The sequence below is a fragment of the Janthinobacterium lividum genome (genome assembly GCF_034424625.1).
Lineage (GTDB): Bacteria > Pseudomonadota > Gammaproteobacteria > Burkholderiales > Burkholderiaceae_D > Janthinobacterium > Janthinobacterium lividum.
In genome coordinates, this window is record NZ_CP139976.1 from 173,260 (window position 1) to 195,039 (window position 21,780).

Annotated in this window: 11 protein-coding genes; 5 read left to right on the top strand and 6 right to left on the bottom strand. The window is 66.7% G+C overall.

The features are described from left to right. Positions 1 to 61: 61 nt before the first annotated feature. From U0004_RS00735 to U0004_RS00750, 4 genes are all read right to left on the bottom strand, one after another. The gene (locus tag U0004_RS00735; protein WP_115057388.1) at positions 62 to 13,741 is read right to left on the bottom strand and encodes a filamentous haemagglutinin family protein; all 13,680 of its coding nucleotides are present in this window, start codon (positions 13,739 to 13,741) and stop codon (positions 62 to 64) included. A gap of 180 nt (positions 13,742 to 13,921) precedes the next feature. Beyond that, positions 13,922 to 14,869, bottom strand: a complete 948-nt coding sequence (locus tag U0004_RS00740; protein ID WP_070260703.1) for a FecR family protein — start codon at positions 14,867 to 14,869, stop codon at positions 13,922 to 13,924. After that, positions 14,862 to 15,455, bottom strand: a complete 594-nt coding sequence (locus U0004_RS00745) for an RNA polymerase sigma factor (RefSeq protein WP_230523250.1) — start codon at positions 15,453 to 15,455, stop codon at positions 14,862 to 14,864. The genes U0004_RS00740 and U0004_RS00745 overlap by 8 nt, the downstream gene beginning before the upstream one ends. Continuing rightward, on the bottom strand, positions 15,422 to 16,075 hold the full coding sequence (locus tag U0004_RS00750) for a secretin and TonB N-terminal domain-containing protein (RefSeq protein WP_167468617.1): 654 nt from the start codon (positions 16,073 to 16,075) through the stop codon (positions 15,422 to 15,424). Before U0004_RS00750 ends, U0004_RS00745 begins: the two co-directional genes overlap by 34 nt. Before the next feature lie 269 nt (positions 16,076 to 16,344). Between U0004_RS00750 and U0004_RS00755 the strand changes: the two genes are divergently transcribed. The 5 genes from U0004_RS00755 (at position 16,345) to U0004_RS00775 (ending at position 20,652) form a co-directional block, all read left to right on the top strand. Then, positions 16,345 to 16,710, top strand: coding sequence for a hypothetical protein (locus U0004_RS00755; protein ID WP_070260706.1), 366 nt, complete (start codon positions 16,345 to 16,347; stop codon positions 16,708 to 16,710). A gap of 94 nt (positions 16,711 to 16,804) precedes the next feature. Beyond that, on the top strand, positions 16,805 to 19,153 hold the full coding sequence (locus U0004_RS00760) for a Tex family protein (RefSeq protein ID WP_034780972.1): 2,349 nt from the start codon (positions 16,805 to 16,807) through the stop codon (positions 19,151 to 19,153). Between the two features lie 4 nt (positions 19,154 to 19,157). Then, positions 19,158 to 19,628 carry a GNAT family N-acetyltransferase gene (locus U0004_RS00765; protein WP_070260708.1) on the top strand — a complete coding sequence of 157 codons (471 nt, stop codon included), beginning with the start codon at positions 19,158 to 19,160 and terminating at the stop codon, positions 19,626 to 19,628. Positions 19,629 to 19,733: 105 nt separating this feature from the next. After that, positions 19,734 to 20,045 carry a Grx4 family monothiol glutaredoxin gene (grxD, locus tag U0004_RS00770; RefSeq protein ID WP_010402157.1) on the top strand — a complete coding sequence of 104 codons (312 nt, stop codon included), beginning with the start codon at positions 19,734 to 19,736 and terminating at the stop codon, positions 20,043 to 20,045. Next, the gene (locus tag U0004_RS00775; protein ID WP_070260710.1) at positions 20,038 to 20,652 is read left to right on the top strand and encodes a UbiX family flavin prenyltransferase; all 615 of its coding nucleotides are present in this window, start codon (positions 20,038 to 20,040) and stop codon (positions 20,650 to 20,652) included. Before grxD ends, U0004_RS00775 begins: the two co-directional genes overlap by 8 nt. 152 nt (positions 20,653 to 20,804) lie before the next feature. Here the strand turns inward: U0004_RS00775 and U0004_RS00780 are convergent, their stop codons facing one another. Continuing rightward, a complete protein-coding gene (locus tag U0004_RS00780; RefSeq protein ID WP_034780978.1) occupies positions 20,805 to 21,131 on the bottom strand; it encodes a hypothetical protein in 327 nt (108 codons plus the stop codon). Positions 21,132 to 21,220: 89 nt separating this feature from the next. Then, on the bottom strand, positions 21,221 to 21,628 hold the full coding sequence (locus U0004_RS00785; RefSeq protein WP_034753756.1) for a hypothetical protein: 408 nt from the start codon (positions 21,626 to 21,628) through the stop codon (positions 21,221 to 21,223). Positions 21,629 to 21,780: the final 152 nt, after the last annotated feature.

Sequence of the window (21,780 nt, forward strand, 5' to 3'; positions counted from 1 at the left end):
CTGATGCCTAGACAGCCGCCGCGCGCGGCGACTGCCGAATGTCATCAAATGTTCATAAAACTCACGGTTGCAGGCCGCGCCGCTCGCTCGGCGTGAGCGCCTGCAGCTGCGGCGCCGTCAAGGGCCCCGCCCCCAGCACCTGCACCACGCCGGCCGGCTGGTAGGTCGATGCCTGCGGCTCTCCACCCTTGAGCTTGCCAACACCGGCTTCGTCCGCCTGCTCATTGCCAAAGCCCAGCACCTTCACCGTGAACAGCGATGGCTGCGCCTGACGCGTGGCGGCCCGTTCGCGCTGCAATACCTCCTGCGCCGCCGTCACGGCTTGCGAGGCGGCCGCGCTGGCATTGCTGAGCGCGCCCACGTTCACGGCGGCGATGGCCGGCATGCCCGTCGACTTGCCCTGCACCTGGATGTTTTCCGCATTCACCACCTGCAAGGCCGCCAGGTTGACGTTGCCCGAGACGCGGATGCCCGCCTCGCCCGCGTCGATGGTGCCCAGCGGGGCGATCAGGTCGATGTCGCCAGGCGGCACCTCCGGGATCGGGTTCAGGGTGGCGATGCCGGCGCCCGTGTTCGGCGTGGTCGGTGACAGGCTCACCATGCCGATGTCGTCGTAGACCCGGCGCTGCGGCGTAAACACCACGGTGGACTTGGAGCCGCGGCCGGCATTGATGTCGCCCTGCGCCGACCAGGCCAGGATATTGCCGCCGAAGGTGGTGAAGATGCGGCTCTGGCCCAGCAGGATGCTGTCGCGGGCATAGATCTGGATTTCACCGGCACCCTGCGTCAGCACGCCCGAGCCTTCGCCCGGCACGAAGCCGCCATCGACGCCCACCAGGGTGCGCCCGCCCGGCGTCAGTATGTCGATGTTGCCGCCGAAATCAGTGTGGATGCCGGCATCCTGCAAGTCGAACACGGGGGCGTGGGTATCGCCCCCCAGCACATATTGCTGGCGCGTCAGGTAATTGACGCCCTTGCGCGGCCGCCTGGTGCTGCCGCCTGAGGCGCCGTCCAGATAGTAGGTGGCGCCACTGAACATGGTCAGGTCGCCCGCATAGGTCACGGGCTTGCCCTGCGCATCCTTGGTCGGGAACAGCGTGGCGATGGCTTCGCGGCCACGCAGGTAGCTGCCTTCGCGCACGCCGCCGGCAGCCGTGTACTCGCGCCCGCCTGCCTTGAGTTCGGCGAAATACACGTTGCGCAGGAAGACACGCTGCTGCTCGGCCGGCAAGGCCGCGAAAAACTTGCGCGCGTCCATGCTGCCGGCATCGAAGGTCAGCCCGGCGCCATTGCGCTGTCCGGCGCCGTAGCGGGTTTCCAGCCAGTTGACCAGGTGCAGTTGGCTCGACAGGCCATATTCGCGCTGCAGGTCGCGCCTGCTGCCGCCGGTGCTGGCCTGGAGAGTCTTGTCGAGCTCGCTTTGGCGCGCTGCCAGGAAGGCGGGCGCGCCCGCAGCGTCGCCGCTGTAGCCGAATTCCGCGCGCAACCAGTCGGCCAGGCCCAGGCGGCCGCCATACACGGCCACCGCCTTGCCCGGCTGGTCGGCCAGCGACTTGCCTGGATCGATCAGGTTGGCAGCGTCGAGATAGCGCGCGGCAAAGGCGTCGTAGTTGGGGCCATGCGCCCCGACCCCGGCCGCCACCGCGATGCTGGCGCCGCTGCTGCGGTCGCCGGATGCGCGATTCGTCACCGCGCCGATACTCTTCAGCTCGGCCTTGTCGGCCATGTCGATATCGCGCCCGGCCGTCACTTCCAGCGTGCCCGGACCGCCCACGTAGAACGTGCCGTAGCGAATGTCGCGGCCGGCACGCACGACCGACACCTCGTCTGGATTGTTGTGCAGTATCAGATTGCCGCGCGCCGAACCAACAAAGTTTTCCGTCGGCCGCAGCGGCAGCGACGGGTTGGCGTACGCTATCTCCGAAGTCCAGCCCAGCAGTCCCTGTGGCGTCGCTTCGACCAGCCCCAGCGCCGTGCCGGAGTTGACGATATCGCGTCCGGCCCGGATATCGACCGGACCGGCGCCCTCGTACCAGGTGCTGTGGCTGGCCGCATTGCCGCCGCCGCGCGTGATGATGGAACCGGTGCGCAGGCCGATGATGTCGCCCGCCAGCGCGTAATAGCGCGCCGGCAACTGATCCTGCACCGCATAGCCCGAGGCGGTGGGCGGCGTCAGCGTGAACAGCGGATAACGCTGCGGTGTAGCGCCCGCTTCGCGCGACGCGAACAGCACGCTGGGCGCCTGCGCTTCCTGGTTGACGTTATGCGTGTACGTGTCGCCATACACGGTCAGGCCACTCACTCCCGCGAAACCGGGATTGAACGGGCTCGGCAGCGCGGTCGGATCGGCGCCCGACGCCGTCACCGAATAAGCACCCGCGTAGATCGAATCGGCGGCCAGCAATTCCAGCTGCCCCGGCGTGCGGCGCGTAAAATGCGCATCGACCGGCGATGGTGCCAGCAGCAGGCCGGTGGCCGGCCGCGCCAGCGTGTTGGTACCGGTGTCCGTCGCGCCTTGGGCGGAGTTGCCCATATACAGGCTGCCGCTGGCGGCCACGGCGCGCAATTGCGACGGCATCACGAAACGCCCGCCGCTGGAAGCCTGGTTGCCGCTGGCGCGGTCGTCGCTCCAGGCCGTGGACGGCGTCAGGTTGCCGCCCGCGCTGAACAGGTCGATAGCGGTCGACGGCGTCCACAGCGAGAACCAGCTGTAGCCCTCGCCGTCTTGCGCCACGCCCTTCGCGGTGAACGGCGTGCCGTTGTTGATCTGGGTGACGCGGCCGGCGTCGCCCACGCCGCCCAGCACCAGGTCGCCGCGCGCATCGATGCGCACGCCGGAGTCGCCCGGCACCACCACCGGCCCGCCGCCCGCGATGGACGAAGTGGCGGTGTAGACCTGGTAGGCGCGCGATTCCTGGCTGTCGCCCTTGTCGAAGCGCAGCTCGATGCCGCCCACCGATCCCGCCTCCATGCGCAAGGCGCCGCGCAGGTTGACGAAGGTGCTGTTAAGGTCGCCACGCGTGCCGGAAAAACGGGTATCCGGCGTGATCTCGCCTGTCGTGTCGGCAAACGAGCGCACTTCGGCCACCGGATTGAGGCCGCCGCCAATGCGCACGTCAAGGTCGCCACCGCCGGTCAGCGTGAGCGCGGAACCGTCGGCCGATACCCGGCCGGTGCTGGCCACCGCCAGATTCAAGCCCTGGCTGCGCATGGCGAATTTGCCGCCTTGGTCGGTACGCGGCGACAGCATGCCGGCGGCCTTGCCCGCCTCGAATACGAGGTTGCCGCCGCCCAGGGTGCCGATGCCGGTAAAGCCGGTCATCACGGGCTGGGTCTCGTACAGGTAGTTCGTGCCGAGACCGCCGGCCACATAACTGCCAAAGTTGATCCACCAGGCGGTGGGCACGCCCTCGCCCTGGGCAACCGCGCTGCCGGTGCCCTGGCGCCACAGCCAGGTGCCGACGGCGCTGCTGTCCTGCTGCGGACGCAAATAGCCCACGTCGTCGGGGCGACGCTCCGTGCTGTAGCCGCCACCCACCAGGTCGCCGGTGACGTCGCCCTGGGCGCGCACCAGCACGTTGCCGCCATGCTCGGGATACCAGGCCTGGTACAGGCTTTGCGCGCCACCGTCCACATAAGGCTTGAAGGCGTCGCCATCGGCGCCGAGAATGGAACCCTTGCGATCCGCCGCGCGCGGCAGGCGGTAAGCCGCCGCCACGTTGGCCGCCTGGGTACCGGCCGTATACACGCCATACGGCGAACTCTGGTTGAAGTTGCCGCCGGCCAGGAGATCGAGGTCGCCCGTGCCGGTACGCAGCACGCTGAACAGCTGTTGCCGCGCAGGCTTGGGCACCATCGGGAAGCTGGCACCTTCGGGCAGCCACGTCACCAGGTCGCCCACGCCCCACTGGTTGTACGCCAGCAGCTCCTCCACGCTGGAAAAGTCGGCGAGATTGATCAGCGTGCCGGCGGGATTGCCAAGATACAGTTCCGAGTCGCCCATCCAGTAGAAATTGCCTGCCACGCCGTCGATCGGCGGCGCCGCCACGCTCGGCAGGCTGAGCCCCAGGACCGCGCCGTAGTGGTGGTCGGTCAGCAGCAGACTGCGGTTGTCGCCCATGGGGCGCAGCGCGCGGCTATCGGCCGCCTGCATGTCGGCACCGGCCACCAGGCGCATCGACCACGACTGCGAACCGCTGGCCAGCATCGGCGCCAGCGCCCAGTTGCGGCCCTGGTTGCCGTCGGCATCGCCCGGACGCAGGGCCACCGAGTCGGCGCCGCCAGGCAGCCGCACCCAGGTTTCGCTCGGCACCAGCGCGCCCTTGCGCAGCTGCAGTTCGCCGGCCAGCACCACGCCATTGGCGGGCGTATCGGGGAAGCCGTCGCCGTCGTAGTCGGGGCTCGGCGTGTCCCTGACGGCGCCCACCGGGAACGGCAGCGGCACGCCGCCGGGCCAGGTCATGGCCGCCACGGACATCCCCACGGGCAGGCGGGTGCCGGCATCGAGCCGCGTGCCGCTGCCCAGCGTGACGGCCTTCGCCAGCACGGTGCCGGCCGCATACACGATATCGCCGGCGGCATTGCGCACGGCGCCGCCCAGCACCGTACCAGCCGGCAATTCCACCTCGGCCGTCAGGGTGGCTTGCGACGGCAGCGCAGTGCCGGCCCGCAAGCTCATGGCTTTCATCGGCAGGTCGTAGTTCAAGGTGCGGCCGGGCTGGAAGAAGGTGTCGTCGGCCAGCGTGACCAGCTGGCCGTGTGGCACGATGACGTCGGCGCCGAACGGCACGCGACCCTTGGCCAGCATCCAGCCCTTGTCGTCCGGCGTGACCGGCAAGGCCTTGCCATCGAAGCCGTCATTGATGCTGCCGAAGACGTTCAGGTTGCCGCCGGCGCGCAGCACCAGCGCACCCGCTTCGCCGGAACCGGCCACGCCGGTCTGCTGCGTGTGCGGATTGACGCTGGCGTAGCGGTAACCGGACAGGTCGATGTCGCCATCGACGTGCAGGTCGCCGTCCGGCGTGGCGCTGAGGATGGCCACGCCCGGACGCAGGTGGAAGGCATCCTTGTCCTTGCGCAGGCCGGACAGGCGGCCATTCATCAGCCCGTCGTTGGCCAGGGCGCCCGTCATGAACGCCACGCTGTCGTCGTGCTTGCGGTCCAGGTAAGCCTGGTTGATGACCTGGTAGGGGCGGCCGTCCGCGCCGGCGTCGGTGCCGGGCGCAGCGTCGTTATACGACCAGAAACCATTGACCGTGATGGCGCGGGCGCCGTCGATGGCCAGCGGACCGGCCGCATCGATGGCGACGTCGTTGCCGGTGGCGCCACCGAGGCGCCGGGCGCTCAGCTCCAGCGTGCCCAGCGATGCGATCTGATCAGCCTTGCCTGCGGTACCGGCGCGCAGGTCCATGTGCGCGCCGGTCTCCAGCACCAGGCGGCCGCTGCCGGCATCGATGTCGATCACGGCGCGGTTGGGCGCCTCGATCACCTGGCCGTAGCTGTCGACCCGCAGCACGCTGCCATGGGCGTCGAGCAGCGCGCCGCCGGCCACTCTGACGCCGTCGCGCGCTGCCAGGCGGATGCTGCCCACCTGCTCGCCGCTGGCGTCGACCGTGCCGTTGACGGCCAGGTGGCCGCCATCCACGGAGACCGTGATTTCGCGCGCTTTCAGTTCACTGTCCAGCACCAGGTCGCCCTGCTTGAGCTGGAAGCTGCGGCTGCCGAACACGCCGCCCTTGGTCAGGCGCTGGTTCAGTCCCTTGAAATCCTCGATATGCTGGCCGCGCACGTCGAGGCCGCCCGCCGCGAACGGCACGTCGGTACCGCCCGCGTCGTAGTGGCCGCTACTGCCGCCGGCGATGCTGCCCAGCAGCGCCACGCTGCCCGCCTGCGCATCGAGCGCGCTGGCGGTGAGCTTGCCGGCGCGGTTGGAAACGGCCGAGAAATCGATGCTGGAAGCGGCCGCCTGGCGCACGTCGCCGTGGCGGCTGTCGAGCACCACCTCGCCGCCCCAGCTGTACTTGGCCACGCCGTTGAAATCGATCTTGCGGCCGGCCAGGTCGAGCCTGGCGCCATCGCCCAGCACGACGTCTTGCTCGGCGGATACGCTGAGCTTGCCACTTGGCAGCAGCACGGCCGTGTCGAGCGTCACGCTGCGCCCGTCCAGCGCCACTTCGGCGCCCAGTGCGCCGGCCAGGGTGGCCGCATCCGGGGCCGCTGCGGCCGCCACCGATGGCTTGGCGACACGGATGTCGCCGCCCGCCTTGATCTTGTTGACGGAGCCGGCCGCGCCGGTGAGCAGCGCGGTGTTCAGCGCCAGGTTGCCGCCGCTGCGCAGATAGCCCTTGCTGGCCGTATCCCAGCCGCTTTGCGACTGGTACACCGATAACGATCCCGTATGGTTGGCGGTGATGCGCTCGCTGGCGTTGAACACGACGTCGCCAAAGCCGAGGATCAAGCGATCCATGCTGTGGATCGTGTCGGGCCGGCTGTTCGGGCCATAGCCAAACTCGACCTGGCGGGCGTCGACCTGCAGGCGCCCGCTGCCGCTGCCGGCGCCGCCAGTGGCGACCAGGCCCGGCGCGGTCGTGGCGCCGTTCCACACCAGTACGTCGGTCTTGATGCGCGCCACGGCATCGCTGCCGCCGGCGCCGTAGATCGCCGGAGTGCCGATCACCAGCCGCTCCAGCGACGATTTTCCCGTACTCGCGTTGATGGTCGACAATTCGACGTTGTCATAGAAATTGATGGCGTCGCGCGCCGTCAGCGCCAGGCTTTCCAGCGCCGGCGCACCCGCGCTGGCGTCGCCGCGCAGCAGGCGGTCGAGGATGCCCTGGTTCAGGGTCAGTCCGGCCGGCAATGCGTCGCGCGCGGCCATGGCGTCCAGCGACGCTGCGCTGCCCACATTGATGCCGCCCACGGCCAGCACCAGGTTGCGGGTGCCATAGGTAGTGGCGTCGCGCAGATTGAAGCTCTGGTCGGTGGCGGCGACAATGCTGCCTTCCGAATACAGCGGCGTGCTGCCGCTGCACACTGCGCCCGCCGCGCAGGCGCCGATGTCGATGCGGCCCGGTCCGGATCGCGGATCGATACTCACGCCGGGCGCCAGCATGTCCAGCCGGCCATTCGACACGGCCAGCACGCTGGACGTGCCCGGCGCATACACGTAGCCATTGCCCGAATCCCAGGCGGCGGCGCCACGGCCCAGGGTATTGATGCCACCACCCTGCTCGATGACGATGCCGCCTGCCTTGCTATTGGTCACCAGGAACACTTCGCCAGCCTTGAGCACGGCGCCGTCGCGCACCACGATGTTATCGACGCCGCCCTGGAACTGGGCGATATTCGCTTGCTGGTTGCCGGTAACGCCGCTGTAGTTGACGGTGGGTAAACCGCCAATGCCCAGGCGCGGGGCGCCGATGGCGTTCAGGGCTTCCGCCCGCACGGCGATCCCATCGAAGCCGACGGTAGGCGCGCCGGCGCTGCCGATGATTTCGTAATTCTTGCCGGAACCGCCCAGCAGCAGCGCGCTGCCGCCGAAACCGTCCTTGCCTGGCGTGTAGTTGGTCGTGCCGGCAAAGCGCAGAGCATCGTCGGTGCTGGCCTTGGACTGCACCAGTTCGATGTGCAGCGCCTTGGCGTCGCGTTCGAGCAGCGGCCGCGGCACGCCGTCGCGCACCGCCTGCGCCAGCGCGAATGCGCCGTAGCTCGTTTCATTGTATTGCGAATAGCTGCGCAGCACGTCGGCCGGCGTCAGCACCGCCTGCGATGGCAGCACCGTGCGCCGGTCGGTATTGCTGGTGCCCAGCTGCACGGCGGTAGCAAACGAGCCGTTGCGCATGGCCGTGGCCGACCCGACAGGCAAGCCGCCGGCGGCCAGGCCGTTCAGCTCCACCCGGAACGCGCCGGGCAGCAGCGCAAAGCTCGACGGCAGCAAGGTATAGGTGCCGGCGGCCAGGCCGGGCACGCCGGCGCCGATGGTGATCTGGCGCCCCAGCGCCGGATCGCCGGCGCCATTCTCGGCCACGATGGGCGCATAGCCCGCCTGCGCGCCCGGAACGATGGCGTAGACGGGATTGGTGGCCAGGCCCGGCAGCACGAAGCCGCCTTTGCCGGACGTCTGCACCAGCGGGTTGAGGCGGGCGTCGGTCGAGCCGCCGCGTCCGGCCAGGAAGGCCGCGCCGGTCAGGGTGCCACCGCCTGACAGGTCGAGCACGGCGCCCGCGCGCACATCGACGTGTTCGCCGGTGAGCACGACGGCCGGGTCATTGCCCACGCCCTTGTATGCGACGTCGACGCCGTCCATCATATAGCTCAGGCCATCGAGCGAGCCGCCGTACGGCATCACCAGGCCGTTGGCGCTGACCGACGTCACGCTGCCAGGCAGCAGATTGGTGTGGCCCGTCACTGCGCCATTCGTATTCTGGCCCAGCGTGATTTTGCCCAGCGGCGCGCGCACCACGCCCCCCTGGTTCACCGTGCCGGCACTCAGCTCCAGCGAGCCGAACACCGAGTAGGGCAGGGCCGGCAACGGCGCGCCAGGGTCGCCGCTGCGCTCGATGGTCAGCTTGCGGGCCGGGTCGAACTCGGTCGCCAATTGCCCGAATTCGTTGATCACGTTGCGTTTGCCCACCTCCACCTTGCCGGTAGCGCCGCTCACCGGATAGATTTGCGCGCCCGCCAGGGTCAGATTGCCGGGCGTGTACAGCGCGGCCGCCGTGCGCATGCGGATATCGCCGCTTGAGCGCAGCGCCAGCTCGCCGAAGGCATCGCGCTTGACTTCCAGGTCGGCGGCGGCGTTTTGCACGATCACACCGTTGCTGCCGACATTGACGGCATTGGCGAGGTCGATCAGCGCGGCATGCAGCGTCAGGCTGGCGTGGTCGTCCACGTTGGGCACGCCCAGTTTGCCGCTGCCGATGCCGCCGTTGCCGGAGCCGCGCACCGGGTTCGGCATCAGGTGGTCGTCGCTCTGGGTGCGGCTGCTGCCGGCCAGACGGATGTAGGGCGCCGCCAGCTTGACTTGCGCGGTGGTGGCGGCGTCGGCATGCTCGGCCAGGGCCAATGCGCTGGCGGTCAGGCGCAGGCTCTGGCCCAGCGACAGGTCGAGGTTGCCGTCAAAACTGATCAAGCCATTCGACAGCAGGGCCAGATGGTCGAAGCCGCCGGCGGCCACGCGGTCCGCACCCAGCCGGGCCACGCCGTAGCGCAGCGCCGGATCGCTGTCGCCCACCTGCAGGTCGGCAGCCAGGCCACTGTCGCCCTGCAGGCGCGACAGCACCAGCTCGCGCGGCACGCGCACCGCATCTTCCACGCCCAGGCCCTTCAAGTCGAGCTTGCCGACGATGCCGTAGTTCGGGGCTTCCAGGTTGAGCGCCAGCGTGCCGCCGGCCGCGCCGGCGCCACCGGCTGCCGCATGCAGGCTGCCGTCGAGCAACAAGCCGCGGAAGGAACCGAGCGCGATGCTGCCGCCGTCACCGGCCACCTGCACGCTGCCCTGGCCGGGCAGGTCGAGCCGGGCGGCGGCGCCGGACGCTTCCAGGCGTGCGCCGGGGCGCACGATGACAAAGGCGTCGGCCGCCTCGACCTGGGTGGCGTCGAGATTGTGTTTTGCACCGATCTCGATGGTGCCGCCGGCACCCACATGGCCATACACGCCGCCCTGGGCGTCGGTGGCGGTGGCCGCGCGTCCGGCCACGTCGAGTACCGCGCGCTCGCCGATCCAGATCGACTGGGCATTGGCGCTGCCGTCTGGACGGTTGATCTCGCCACCGGTGACTAGCGTGCCCGGCAACACGGAAATGCGGCCGCCGGCCGCGCTCAGCGTGCCTTCCACGGTTATCTGGCCGTTGCCGGTCAGGCTGATGCTCTTGCCGTCATCCACGCGCAGCGTGGCGCCCTCGCCCACCACCAGCGGCGCCTTGGCGTTGCGGGTGCCGGCCGACAGCGCGATATCGGCGCCGGCCCGTTGCTTGAGCACGCCTTTCACGGCATTTTCCTGCCACAGCGGCGCCAGCCACGGTTGCAGGACGGCGGCTGGATCGACGCCGGTAGGCAATTGGCCCGCCAGCGCCAGGTCGGCGCGCAGCAAGGGCATGCTGACGTCGATGGTGGCGTCCTGCGCCACTTGCACGCCTTGCTGGCCATTGATGTTGTAGTGCGCAAAGCCGCGCTGGAACAGGTCATTGTCCAGCACCAGCAGCGGCTTGACCGCCAGGTCCGTCGGCGCACGGTTACCAGCCAGCAAGCGATCGCCCGCCTGCAAGGTCACATCAAACGCGAACGCCGTACCGGCGGCCACCCTGGCGTTGAAAGCGGGCACCGGCATGCCGTTCGGGAAGGCGTCGGCCGGCACCAGGTAGCCGGAACCGAGCTTGCCGCGCACGCCCGTGAGCGTGACGCCGGCCGGCACGGTCATGCCACTGGTGTAGACGATGCCATTGCTGCCGGTGACGGTGATGTATTCATAGCTGATCGAGGCCGGCGGCACCACCCAGGCGGCCGGCAGGGTGTACGGGCGCGCCGCGCTGAAGTCCGGCAAGTCCAGCAACGGCTGGCCGGGCTGGACCTTCGTGCTGATATAGCTGAAATCGGTATCGAGCACGGTGCCGGCCTTGATGGTGAAGGCTGCTGCCAAGGTCAGGTGCACGGGGACGGACTGGCCTGCAGGCAACACACCATTGCCGGCCAGCGCGCCGCCGCCCAGCACCACGCCGGTGCCGCTGTCGATGGTCAGCGTGCCGCCGCCGTTGACGCCGTAGCCGCGCAGTTCGCCATCGAGCACCAGCGCTTCCGACTTGACGCCGTTGAGATCATTCTGATTCGCGCGCAAGCTGATGTCGCCGCCGCGCCCGCCCTTCAGCTTGCCGTCGGCCAGCACGGCCGCGCCCGAGGACGTGTCGATCGCGCTGCCGGCTGCCAGGTTGACGGTACCGCTGCTGACCAGCGCCACCGACCCGCCGTTGACATAGGGTAAGCCGGACGTGTTGCCCGGATCCAGCTTGAGCTGGCTCCACAGGCCGCGCGTGTCAAGCGTCACGCCGGCCGTCACATCGATGCCCACCTTTGCTCCGGCCGCGGGCGTGGCGACCGTTGTATCGACCCAGTTGCTGGTGCCATTGGACAGCTTGCTGACGATGTCGCCCAGCGCAATGCTGCCGCCGCGCGCCGTCAGGCCGGCATTGACCTTGACCTGGGGCGCATGCAGCGCGATGTCGCCGCCAGGCGTGACTTGCACCGCAGCGTCGACCTCGATGGCGCTGCCGGCGTAGGCCTTGATGCCGCCCAGGTGTTGCGCGTTGAGCCAGCCGGCGTCCAGGTAGGTCTTGCCGACCAGGTTTTCGGGCAGCGCGTCTTCGCGCAGGAGATTGCCGGCGCTGGCGCCGCCGGTGCCGATATGGATGGCCTGCAGCAGCGCCGCGGGATTGTCGCGCAGCTGCGTGCTGGCGGCGTCATATACCGGCGCCAGCTGGCCCAGCACCAGCTGGCCGTTGCGGGCGGCGGCCAGTTGCGACTGACGATAACTGTCGAGGCTGGCATCGCGCGCGTCCTGCTGGCGCTCGCCCTGGAATACGCCCGATTCGATCGCGCCTTCCAGCACGGCCGATGTGGTTCCCACCACCACGCGGCCCGCGTCACGGCCCACGGTATAGCCGTTTTCCAGCCGTTGCTGGGCGCCGATCAGGGGATTGGCGAAATTTTCCGTCGTTTCCGCGCCCCAGCGCTGGTGGTGCGCGGCGTAGCCTTGGTACACGCCCGTATACAGCACGTCGCCGGGCGCGGTCGACAGCCTGTACAGCTGGCCATCCTTGCCGCTGAGCCAGCTCTGGCGAATCATGCCCGTCTGGACGTCAAAAGTGCCGCCGGACACGTTGAGCAGAGAGCCGGCCTGGGTCACCAGTTCACCGCCCTGGAAAGCCACCGTGCCGCCCTGTGCCGCCCACTCGCCGATGCCATGGCCGCTGGTGTTCAGATAACCGCTCACTTCGAGCAAGCCGCCGCCCGTGTACCAGCGGTCGGTCGGATAGCCATTCGTGCCTGCCGCCACCCGCACCAGGTCGCGCCGGTCGACCCACAGGTCGGTGCTGTTGAGGGCCTTGCTGTCGCGGTTGCCGGGCGCGTCGCGCTGCTCGTTGCCCTGTGCATTGATCAGCACGTTGTTCGAAGCCATCGCCACGTTGACGCCCACGGCGCCGGAGACGTCGATGCTGGCGCCGCGCGACACTTGCGTGCGGCGCGTGGCCAGCGCATTGACCTGGCCGCCGGTGGCCAGCGTCAGCGAACCGGTATCGAAGGCGATATCGCCGCCGGAGGCAATCTGGATCAGCGACAGGTCGCGGCGGTTGTAGGCGCCGTCGCTCGGCAGCGCCGAATCCTTGATGAGCGCGTCGCGCTGCACGTCCAGCGCGGTGGCGCCGCTGTCGTCGAGCAGCACCGTGGTAAGGCTGTCCGGCGCCAGGGTGACCAGGCCTTCGCTGCCGTCGGCCTTCAGGTGCACGGTGCCGCGTGTCGTCACGCTGGTGCTGCTGAGCAGCACGCCGGCCTGCTTCACGTCGCGGCCCGTCAGGGTGACGTCGCCGGTAAGCGCCTGCACCAGGCCGCTATTCGTCACCTTGCCGGCGCCGCTTTGCGCATTGAACTTGACGTCGACCTCGTTGCCACGCGTGCTCGAAGTCTGGTTGGCATCCGTCCCCAGGCCCTTGCGGATGACGAAGCTGTCGCCGGCGGCCAGCGTCACCTGACCGTTCGGCGCGGACAGGCTGCCGCCGTTATGCACTTCGCGCCCGGCCAGCAGCACATAGCCGCCGCCTTCCGTCACCGTCTGCGGCTTGCGCGTGCTGATCTGCGCGCCAGCCTGCACCACCACGTCGGCCGTGGCGTTGGCGTGCGTGGCCACGCTGCCGTTGAGCACCAGATCGTTGGCCAGCGTGGGCTTGAAGCCCGAGCCCTGCGTTTCGCTGTAGATGCCCTTACGGAATTGGCTGTCGCTCATGCCCACGGCGGCGGCCACCAGACTGCGCGTGTCGACCTGGCTGCTGCCCGTAAACACGATGCCATTGCGGTTGACCAGCATCACCGTGCCGTCAGCCTTGATCTGGCCGCGGATCTGGCTGGGACGGGCCAGCGGATCGTTGACGCGGTTGAGTACGGACCAGTTCGCCAACTGGTCAAATTGCAGGGTGGTATTCTGGCCGATATTGAACGTTTCCCAGTTCAGGATCGCCTTGTCGGCCGTCTGCTTGACGGTCACCACGGTCTTGCCGTCGGCCTGCGCCTGCGTGGGGCCATTCGCGTTGAACCAGCCCGCCGTCAGGCTGTTGCTGTCGACCTTCAAGCCGCCTTCGGCCAAGCCTTCCGGCACCTTCGAGCCGGCGGCAATGGCCGCCTGGCGCGCCGCCTGCTGGGCCGCCTGCTGCACGGCGATGGCGCGTGCGGCCAGTTGCAGATTGTTCAGCGAACTTTGCAGCTGTGCATTGGCTTTTTGCTGCTGCGCCTGCTTATTGTCCGTCCCGATGATGGCCTGGCCATTCGGCAAGCGTCCCGTGGCGGCGGCCGTGCCCTGCTGCGCACCCTTGCCGGCAAACCAGGCACCGCTGAATGGCTGCTGCGCCTGCGCGCCGCCCGCCTGCAGCAGCACGGCGATGGCCAGCGCCAGCGGTTTCAATCGCACCGGGCGACCAATCCGGTTGCCCGCCATGGCGGAGGAGGATGCGTGTTTCGTGACCGACTTGCTTCGCTGCATGGCGACATTCCCTTTTCATGTTCCGTTGCTGACCGATATCGCGAGGCGGCGCGCGGCACGCACGGGGCGGGCGGCAGGCACTGATTCGCGGCTTCCAGCAGCATTGACAGGGAACAAGGTCCGGGACTGCAAAAGGTCATGAAAATGTCATAATTGGCGAGATGCCATCGGCCTGCATCGCTAGCCAAACAGCACGATGCCGCCCGGCAGCCGCGTCACCCGCGCGCCATACGCGTCCTGGATCAGGGCGATCACATCGTCGAGGCGGTCGAGCGAAAAACTCGCTTGCACGCGCGTGTGCTTCAAGGCCTCGCCATTGAGGATCAGCTTGCCGGGACGGTAGCGGTTCACCTCGTCCACCACCTCGGCCAGCGTGCTTTGTTTAAATACCAGCAGGCGCTGGCGCCACGCGCTGACGTCGCCCTTCGCCACCGCACGCGCGATGCCGAAATGCTCGGGCCGGTAACGCAGCTGCTGGCCCGCCGCCAGTTCCGCATCGTTGCCGGCCTGCGCCACGCGCAGGCGGCCCGCCAGGCAGGTCACGCACACTTCCTGGCCGAACAAGCGGATATTGAAGCGCGCGCTGCCGGCCGACACCGTGCCGTCGCCCGCCTGCACGCGCACCCTCGCCGCGCCGCGCAAGCCGGCCTGGAATTCCGCCTCCCCCGCCAGCAGCACCAGCGACGCGGCGCCATCCTGCAGCGGCGCCGCATCGAGGCGCGTCTGCGTATTCATCTGCACCAGCACACCGCCATCGAGCGCCACTTCGCGCTGCTCGCCCGTGCCGGTGGCGTAGTCGGCAGCGAGGCCCGCCACGGCCGGCCACAGGTCCGTGGGCGGGCGCAGCACCAGCAAGCCCAGTGAGGCGGCGACGGCGCCACCGAGCCAGGCGCGCCGCGCCACGTTCACGGGCGTCTGCGCCCGCTTGACGGCGCGCGCGGCCGGCGCCATGGCGCCCCACACGGCGCGCGCCTCGGCAAACGCATTGGCATGCTTGCGGCTGCGCGCGCACCAGTGGCGAAACACTTGCGCGTCGCGCTCGCTGACCTGGCCCGAGGCCAGGCGCACCACCCACGCCTGCGCTTCCTGTTCGATGACACCCATGTCGTCTTCCGCTTGTTCAGTCATGATGTTTAGACGTTTTCCCCGCCCCGGGACCGAAGCGCTGGATGAAATCGCGTCCCATGCGTTCGCAGCAATGTTCGAGTCCGGCGCGCAATTCCTTCTCCACCGTGCGGGCGGAAATGCCGAAGCGCTCGGCGATGTCGCGGTGCGGCAACTGGTCGACGCGGGCGGCGATGACGATGGCGCGCCGGCGTTTCGGCAGCTCCTGCAAGGCCCGTTCCAGTTCTTCCAGCTCGGCGCGCGCACTGAAGGTGCGGGCCGGGTCGGCCAATTCATCGGCCATCTCGTACAGATCGTCGATATCCGGCAGGCTGAGCAGGCGCGCATTGTCGCGGCGTTGATCTTCCGCAATGTTGATGGCGATGCGCATCAGGTAGGCGGACGGGTAGCTGATCGCCTCGGGCGCATTCATCCGTTCCACCCGCAGATACGTTTCATGCAGCGCGTCATTGGCCAGGTCTTCCGAGCCCAGGCGGCGCTGCAAGTGGCGGCGAAACTGTCCGTAGCGTTCCAGGAACAGCTTGCGCAAGGTGGCTTTCAGCAAGTCCGGCATGGTCAGGACACCCCAGACAGGAGGTAGGGCGCGCAATCGGCGCCTGGGTCGGGCCGCGGCGTCAGTAAAATCGTCAGCGGCTGCGGCAAGCCCGCCGGTGGCGCGTCATCGATCAGCAGGCTGCGCAGGCGCTGCAGCACGGCGCGGTCGCGCTGTTCCACGCCGCTCGGTTCCAGCACATGTACGGCGCGCACCTTGCCCCGCTCGTCGAGCCACAGCTGGAACGCCAGGCGGTAGCGGCCAAACGCGTCCGGATGCAAACGGCACAGGGCGCGCGTGAGCGAGCGCTGCAGGATGGCCGCATAGCCTTGCAATGGTGCGGTGGCGGGGGCAGCTTCGGCCGGCGCGGGCGCCGGCGCCACGGGAGCGTCGGCCAGCGCCAGCAAGGTAAACGCATTGCTGCCGCTGAAGCGCGCGCCCAGCTGGGTACCGGCCAGCAGGCGCTGCAGCGCCTCGGCCGGCGTGTAGTCGCCGCGCACGGGCGCCGCCGTGCGCCCCGCCGCCAGCTGGCTGCTGACGAGCACGGAATACCCGGTCACTTCGCCGAACGCCACCAGCGCCGCATCGAGCGGCTGGGCGGGCAGGTCGAAGTGCAGGGTAGCGTGCGCGGCGGCATCAGCACCGTCCGCACCCGCAGCCGGTCGCACGAATGTCATGAATGTCATCAATGTCATCAGCAAGCAGGCGGACAGGGCATTGCCCTTTGCGGCGCGGCGGTAGGTTTGTGTCATTTTCCAGGGAAATCAACGAGAAAGCCTGCTCATGAAGTGTCTTGACTGCAATGTTGTCTGCAGAATGGCAAGATGGTAGCTTCATAAAATGACAACTGCATGACATGGCGTCGGCCCGCATCCCGGCCTGTGTCATCGCCGCGACATATGACCTTGCTATGCTGAACGCCTGATCCACCGCTCCGGGAGCCGCCATGGCACGCCTGTTCTTGCTGTTACTGCTGGCCTGCGCCGCCCTGTCCGCACAGGCGGACGAACACACCGTCGTCGTCAAGGCCGCCGCGCCCGAGAAGGGTTGCGTGGAAGTGGAAGTCAATGGCCAGCGCGCGCAATCGATGTCATGCTTGAATGAAAAATTATTACCCAGTAGCAACACACTGAACCGGCAGCCGCCCGCCCTGTCCGGCGCGGAAGCGATCGTGCAGCGCCCGTCGAACCAGCTGGGCCTGTACAACCGCGCCGCCCTCGAACACCGCATGGGCAATGCCTTTGGCAAGTCCGTCACGCCGCAGCGCCCAAGTCCCCCACCGCCCGCCAGCCCGCTGCTGCCGCCACGTTGACGCCGTTGTCAACGCACAGTCCATTTGCGCTGTCAAGATTGCGCAATCGCGCCGATTGCGTATCATTCCAGGCTTGATCGCTCTGGAAACAACCATGCTGCCCACTATCGAACAACGCCTTGCCCTTGAACTTGCCGCCAAACCGGTGCAGGTTGCCGCCGCCATCGAACTGCTCGACGAAGGCGCCACCGTGCCCTTCATCGCCCGTTACCGCAAGGAAGCGACCGGCGGCCTCGACGATATCCAGCTGCGCCTGCTCGAAGAGCGCTTGCGCTACCTGCGCGAGCTGGAAGAGCGGCGCGCCGCCATCGTGGCGTCGATCACGGAACAAAACAAGATGACGCCCGAATTGCTCGACGCCGTCATGCACGCGGAAGACAAGACGCGCCTGGAAGATTTGTATCTGCCCTACAAGCAAAAGCGCCGCACGAAGGCGCAGATCGCCATCGAAGCGGGCTTGATGCCGCTGGCCGACGGCTTGCTGGACAATCCCGAACTGACGCCGGAAATGGAAGCGGGCAAGTTCCTGCGCGACGCGTTTACGAGTGCCGACGGCAACAACCCGGGCGTGGCGGACACCAAGGCGGCCCTCGACGGCGCGCGCCAGATTCTGATGGAACGCTTCGCCGAAGACGCAACGTTGCTGCAAACCTTGCGCGAGTACGTGCAGGAACATGGCATCGTCGAATCGAAAGTGGTGGAAGGCAAGCAGGACGAAGGCGAAAAATTCGCCGATTATTTCGATTACTCGGAAACCATTTCCACGGTCCCCTCGCACCGCGCCCTGGCCCTGTTGCGCGGCCGCCGCGAAGGCATCCTCGACGTCACCCTGCGCCTGGATACGGAAGCGGAAAAACCGAAATGGGATGCGCCGCACAATCCGTGCGAAGGCCGCATCGCCGCCCGCTTCGGCATCAAGCAACAAGGCCGTCCGGCCGACAAATGGCTGGCCGACACGGCGCGCTGGACCTGGCGCGTGAAAAGCTTCATGCACCTGGAAACGGAACTGATGGGCGCTCTGCGCGAACGCTCGGAACTCGATGCGATCAATGTGTTCGCCACCAATCTGAAAGCGCTGCTGCTGGCCGCGCCCGCCGGTCAGCGCGCCACCATGGGCCTCGATCCTGGCTTGCGCACGGGCGTGAAAGTGGCGGTCGTCGATGCCACCGGTAAAGTGGTCGACACGGCCGTGATCTATCCGCACCAGCCGAAGAACGACTGGGATGGCTCGCTGCATACGCTGGGCCGCCTGGCCGCCAAGCACAATGTGTCGCTGATTTCCATCGGCAACGGCACGGCCTCGCGCGAGACCGACAAGCTGGCGCAGGATTTGATCAAGCAGCATCCGGAAGCGAAGATGACGAAGATCGTCGTCTCGGAAGCGGGCGCTTCGGTGTATTCGGCGTCCGAATTCGCCTCGAAAGAGTTGCCGGACATGGATGTGTCCCTGCGCGGCGCCGTGTCGATTGCGCGCCGCCTGCAAGACCCGCTGGCCGAACTGGTGAAGATCGACCCGAAATCGATCGGCGTGGGCCAGTACCAGCATGACGTGAGTCAAAGCCAGCTGGCCCGCTCGCTTGATGCCGTGGTGGAAGATTGCGTGAATGCCGTGGGCGTGGACGTGAACACGGCGTCGGCGCCGCTGCTGGCGCGCGTCTCCGGCCTGTCGGCCAGCGTGGCGCAAAGCATCGTCACCTACCGCGACATGAAGGGCGCGTTCACCTCGCGCGCAGCCTTGAAAGCCGTGCCGCGCCTGGGCGATAAAACGTTCGAACAGGCCGCCGGCTTCCTGCGCGTGATGGGCGGCGACAATCCGCTGGACGCGTCCGCCGTCCACCCGGAATCGTACCCGCTGGTGGAAAAGATCCTGGCCGATATCAAGAAGGATATCAAGGCTGTCATCGGCGAAACGGCGCTGCTGAAAACCCTCAGCCCGGCAAAGTACGCGGATGAAACCTTCGGCGTGCCGACCATTTCCGACATCCTGAAGGAACTGGAAAAGCCGGGCCGCGACCCGCGTCCGGAGTTCACCACCGCCACCTTCAAGGAAGGCGTGGAAGAAATCCGCGACTTGCGCCCGGACATGATCCTCGAGGGCGTGGTCACCAACGTGGCCGCCTTTGGCGCCTTTGTCGATATCGGCGTGCACCAGGATGGCCTGGTGCACATCTCGGCCCTGTCGAACACCTTCGTGAAAGATCCGCACACGGTGGTCAAGGCGGGACAAGTCGTCCGCGTCAAGGTGCTGGAAGTCGATGAAAAGCGCAAACGCATCGCGCTGACCATGCGCCTGACGGATAGCGCGCCGCAAGCGGGCAGCAAGCCCGAGCAAAAGGGCGACCGCAACGACCGCCGCAGCATGGCGCAGCACCAGTCGCAGTCGCGCAACGCGCCCGAGCCGGCCGGCAGCATGGCCGCCGCGTTCGCCAAGCTGCGCGGTTAAGTCCATGGCCGCCGGGCATGACCTTGTCATCCTGGCGGTGGACGCCGCCAGCATGGAGGCGCAGCTGCTGCTCGATGAATTGTCGGATACGCTGCTGCGCATCAATGGCGACAGCGGCCGCTCTTCCTTCGATGTCGAAGCGGCAACCTTGCGCGGCGGCTTTTACCTGGCGCGCGATGGCGCTGGAGAACTGCTGGGCTGTGCCGCCCTGCGGCCGCTGGGCGAAGCGGACAGCACCATAGGCGAGCTCAAGCGCATGTATGCGCGCCCTGGCGCCGCCGGCGTGGGTGCGGCCCTGCTGGCCCATGTGGAGGTGCAGGCGCGCCAGCATCACTACCATGCCCTGCACCTGTCCACCCGCGTGGCAAATGGGCGTGCCGTGGCGTTTTATGCCAAACACGGCTATGCACCCGTCATTGCCTGGGGCAAATACGTGGGCGCGGCGCAATCGGTGTGCCTGGGCAAGACCTTATAAGCCCCAGCGTGGCTGACTTGCCCGATTTATGACTTGAGCGCATACCCGTGCCGGCGTTTTCTTATAAAATGACGGCATCTATTTATTTACCCATCAGAGGCAGCTATGAGCGACGTACAAACCTGGATCAAAGAAACCGTGACGAGCACGCCAGTCGTGCTGTTCATGAAGGGCACGGCCCAGTTCCCGCAGTGCGGCTTTTCCGGCCGCGCCATCCAGATCCTGAAAGCATGCGGCGTGGAAAACATCGCCACCGTCAACGTGCTGGATGATCCGGAAGTACGCCAAGGCATCAAGGATTACTCGAACTGGCCTACCATTCCGCAGCTGTATGTCAAAGGCGAGTTCATCGGTGGTTCCGATATCATGAATGAAATGTTTGAATCGGGCGAACTGAAGTCCCTGCTGGATGCCTGATAACCAGCTTGCGCGGCCGCGCCGTATCGTCGTGGCCATCACGGGCGCCACGGGCGCCGTATATGGCTTGCGGCTGCTGCAATTGCTCGGCGCCATCCCCGGCGTCGAGACGCATCTGGTCTTGTCCGATGCGGCCGTACTGACCCTGCACCAGGAAACGGGCGTGGGGCGCAAGGAAATCGAAGCGCAGGCGCACGTGGTGCACAAGCTGCGCGACATCGGCGCCTCTATCGCCAGCGGCTCGTTTCAATCGGATGGCATGGTCGTCGCACCGTGCTCGATGAAGACCCTGGCGGCCGTGGCCCATGGCTTGTCGGATAATTTGATCACGCGGGCAGCCGATGTGGTGCTCAAGGAGCGCCGCCGCCTGATCCTGATGGTGCGCGAAACGCCGTTCAACCTGGCGCACCTGCGCAATATGACAGCCGTGACGGAAATGGGCGGCATCATCTTCCCGCCCTTGCCGAGCTTTTATCACCACCCGCAGAGCATTGCGGACATGGTCGACCATACGGTGGCGCGCGTCATCGACCTGCTGGGCATCGAGCATAGCCTGGCACCGCGGTGGAATGGTTTGAAGTCCGCTGGCGACACCCCTATCCTCTAGTTGGCGTCACGAATTAACTGGCATCACGATGCCTGACAAAAGCGTAGCGAGCGGAAGGAAGAGCTAGTCGAGAAGCGCAACCGTACTCTAGTACGGTGAGCATCGCAGGCTAGCTATGCCGACGCGCAGTAGCTTTGGTCAGGCATCCGCCACTAGCGTTTTTCGAATTGCGTAGCACTTGCCTGCTTCAAATCCCTGGCTTCTTCAACCATCCTGCGGTGGGCGATCCGTTTGCGCATCACTTCCGCATGTTGCGCGGCAGTCATGGGGGGCACGGTCATCAAGTCCTTCAGCTGCGCGGTATTGCTGTAGTTACTTTTCATAAGACGGCTCAAATGCTCTGCTCCGTAGTGGATGAACTGGCTGCTTCTGATGTGATTATGCGCTGGTATTGGCCGCTGCGCCGCCGCGAGCGGGATTATTGTTAAATAATTCCGCTGCAGCGCAACATGCGAGGTCTTATTGTGCGGCAAAATCATGTCTCCAGTATGACGTTGCGCAAATAAAAGGACAGGGAGAGCACCGTCAGCGAAAGGCGGACGGCGCCGGCCGGGGATGGCCTGAATGCTTACTTTTGGTAGTTGACTCTGACCAGCATGCGAATAAATTCTCGCGCGATTTGACGATGATGTTCATCCAATCTTTGCAAATCGGCAATTAATTTCACATCGGCGGACTCAAAACGCGACAAAGCGCTGCCCGCTTCGCCATTCGGCGTGGCGCTTTCCGGACCACCAAAACGCAACCATTCCGCTGGAACGCCCAACCATTGGGCAATCATGCGCAATTTCTCTTGCGTCGGAATTGCTTCACCTACTAACCATTTCCTAGCTGCATGCACGGTAATCGGGCGCCCGTCGAAACGGATATTGAATTCCCGGGCCAGTCTGGTCGGGCTGTCTGGAGAATAATGGGCGTTTTTGAGAGCCAACTGAAGTCGCTGGCTGAAGCTTTCGCGTTCGTTAGAAGAATTCATAGGTGTACTATTTCATGTTGTAACATGAAAGTCAGTTTCTTGAATGACCATACAGATTGTTACATTTGAAAAGAGTATAAATTAACAATTAACACTCCAGCCGGGCTTTTCAGGTGAAAAAGTGGGCCAAATTTTCTCTTGCGATTCTGCGT

Bases quoted from the DNA above. Each gene is read 5' to 3' on its own strand.
- U0004_RS00785 (WP_034753756.1), bottom strand. From the start codon at position 21,628: ATGAATTCTTCTAACGAACGCGAAAGCTTCAGCCAGCGACTTCAGTTG.
- grxD (WP_010402157.1), top strand. From the start codon at position 19,734: ATGAGCGACGTACAAACCTGGATCAAAGAAACCGTGACGAGCACGCCA.
- U0004_RS00765 (WP_070260708.1), top strand. From the start codon at position 19,158: ATGGCCGCCGGGCATGACCTTGTCATCCTGGCGGTGGACGCCGCCAGC.
- U0004_RS00740 (WP_070260703.1), bottom strand. From the start codon at position 14,869: ATGACTGAACAAGCGGAAGACGACATGGGTGTCATCGAACAGGAAGCG.
- U0004_RS00760 (WP_034780972.1), top strand. From the start codon at position 16,805: ATGCTGCCCACTATCGAACAACGCCTTGCCCTTGAACTTGCCGCCAAA.
- U0004_RS00775 (WP_070260710.1), top strand. From the start codon at position 20,038: ATGCCTGATAACCAGCTTGCGCGGCCGCGCCGTATCGTCGTGGCCATC.
- U0004_RS00755 (WP_070260706.1), top strand. From the start codon at position 16,345: ATGGCACGCCTGTTCTTGCTGTTACTGCTGGCCTGCGCCGCCCTGTCC.
- U0004_RS00750 (WP_167468617.1), bottom strand. From the start codon at position 16,075: ATGACATTCGTGCGACCGGCTGCGGGTGCGGACGGTGCTGATGCCGCC.
- U0004_RS00780 (WP_034780978.1), bottom strand. From the start codon at position 21,131: ATGATTTTGCCGCACAATAAGACCTCGCATGTTGCGCTGCAGCGGAAT.
- U0004_RS00735 (WP_115057388.1), bottom strand. From the start codon at position 13,741: ATGCAGCGAAGCAAGTCGGTCACGAAACACGCATCCTCCTCCGCCATG.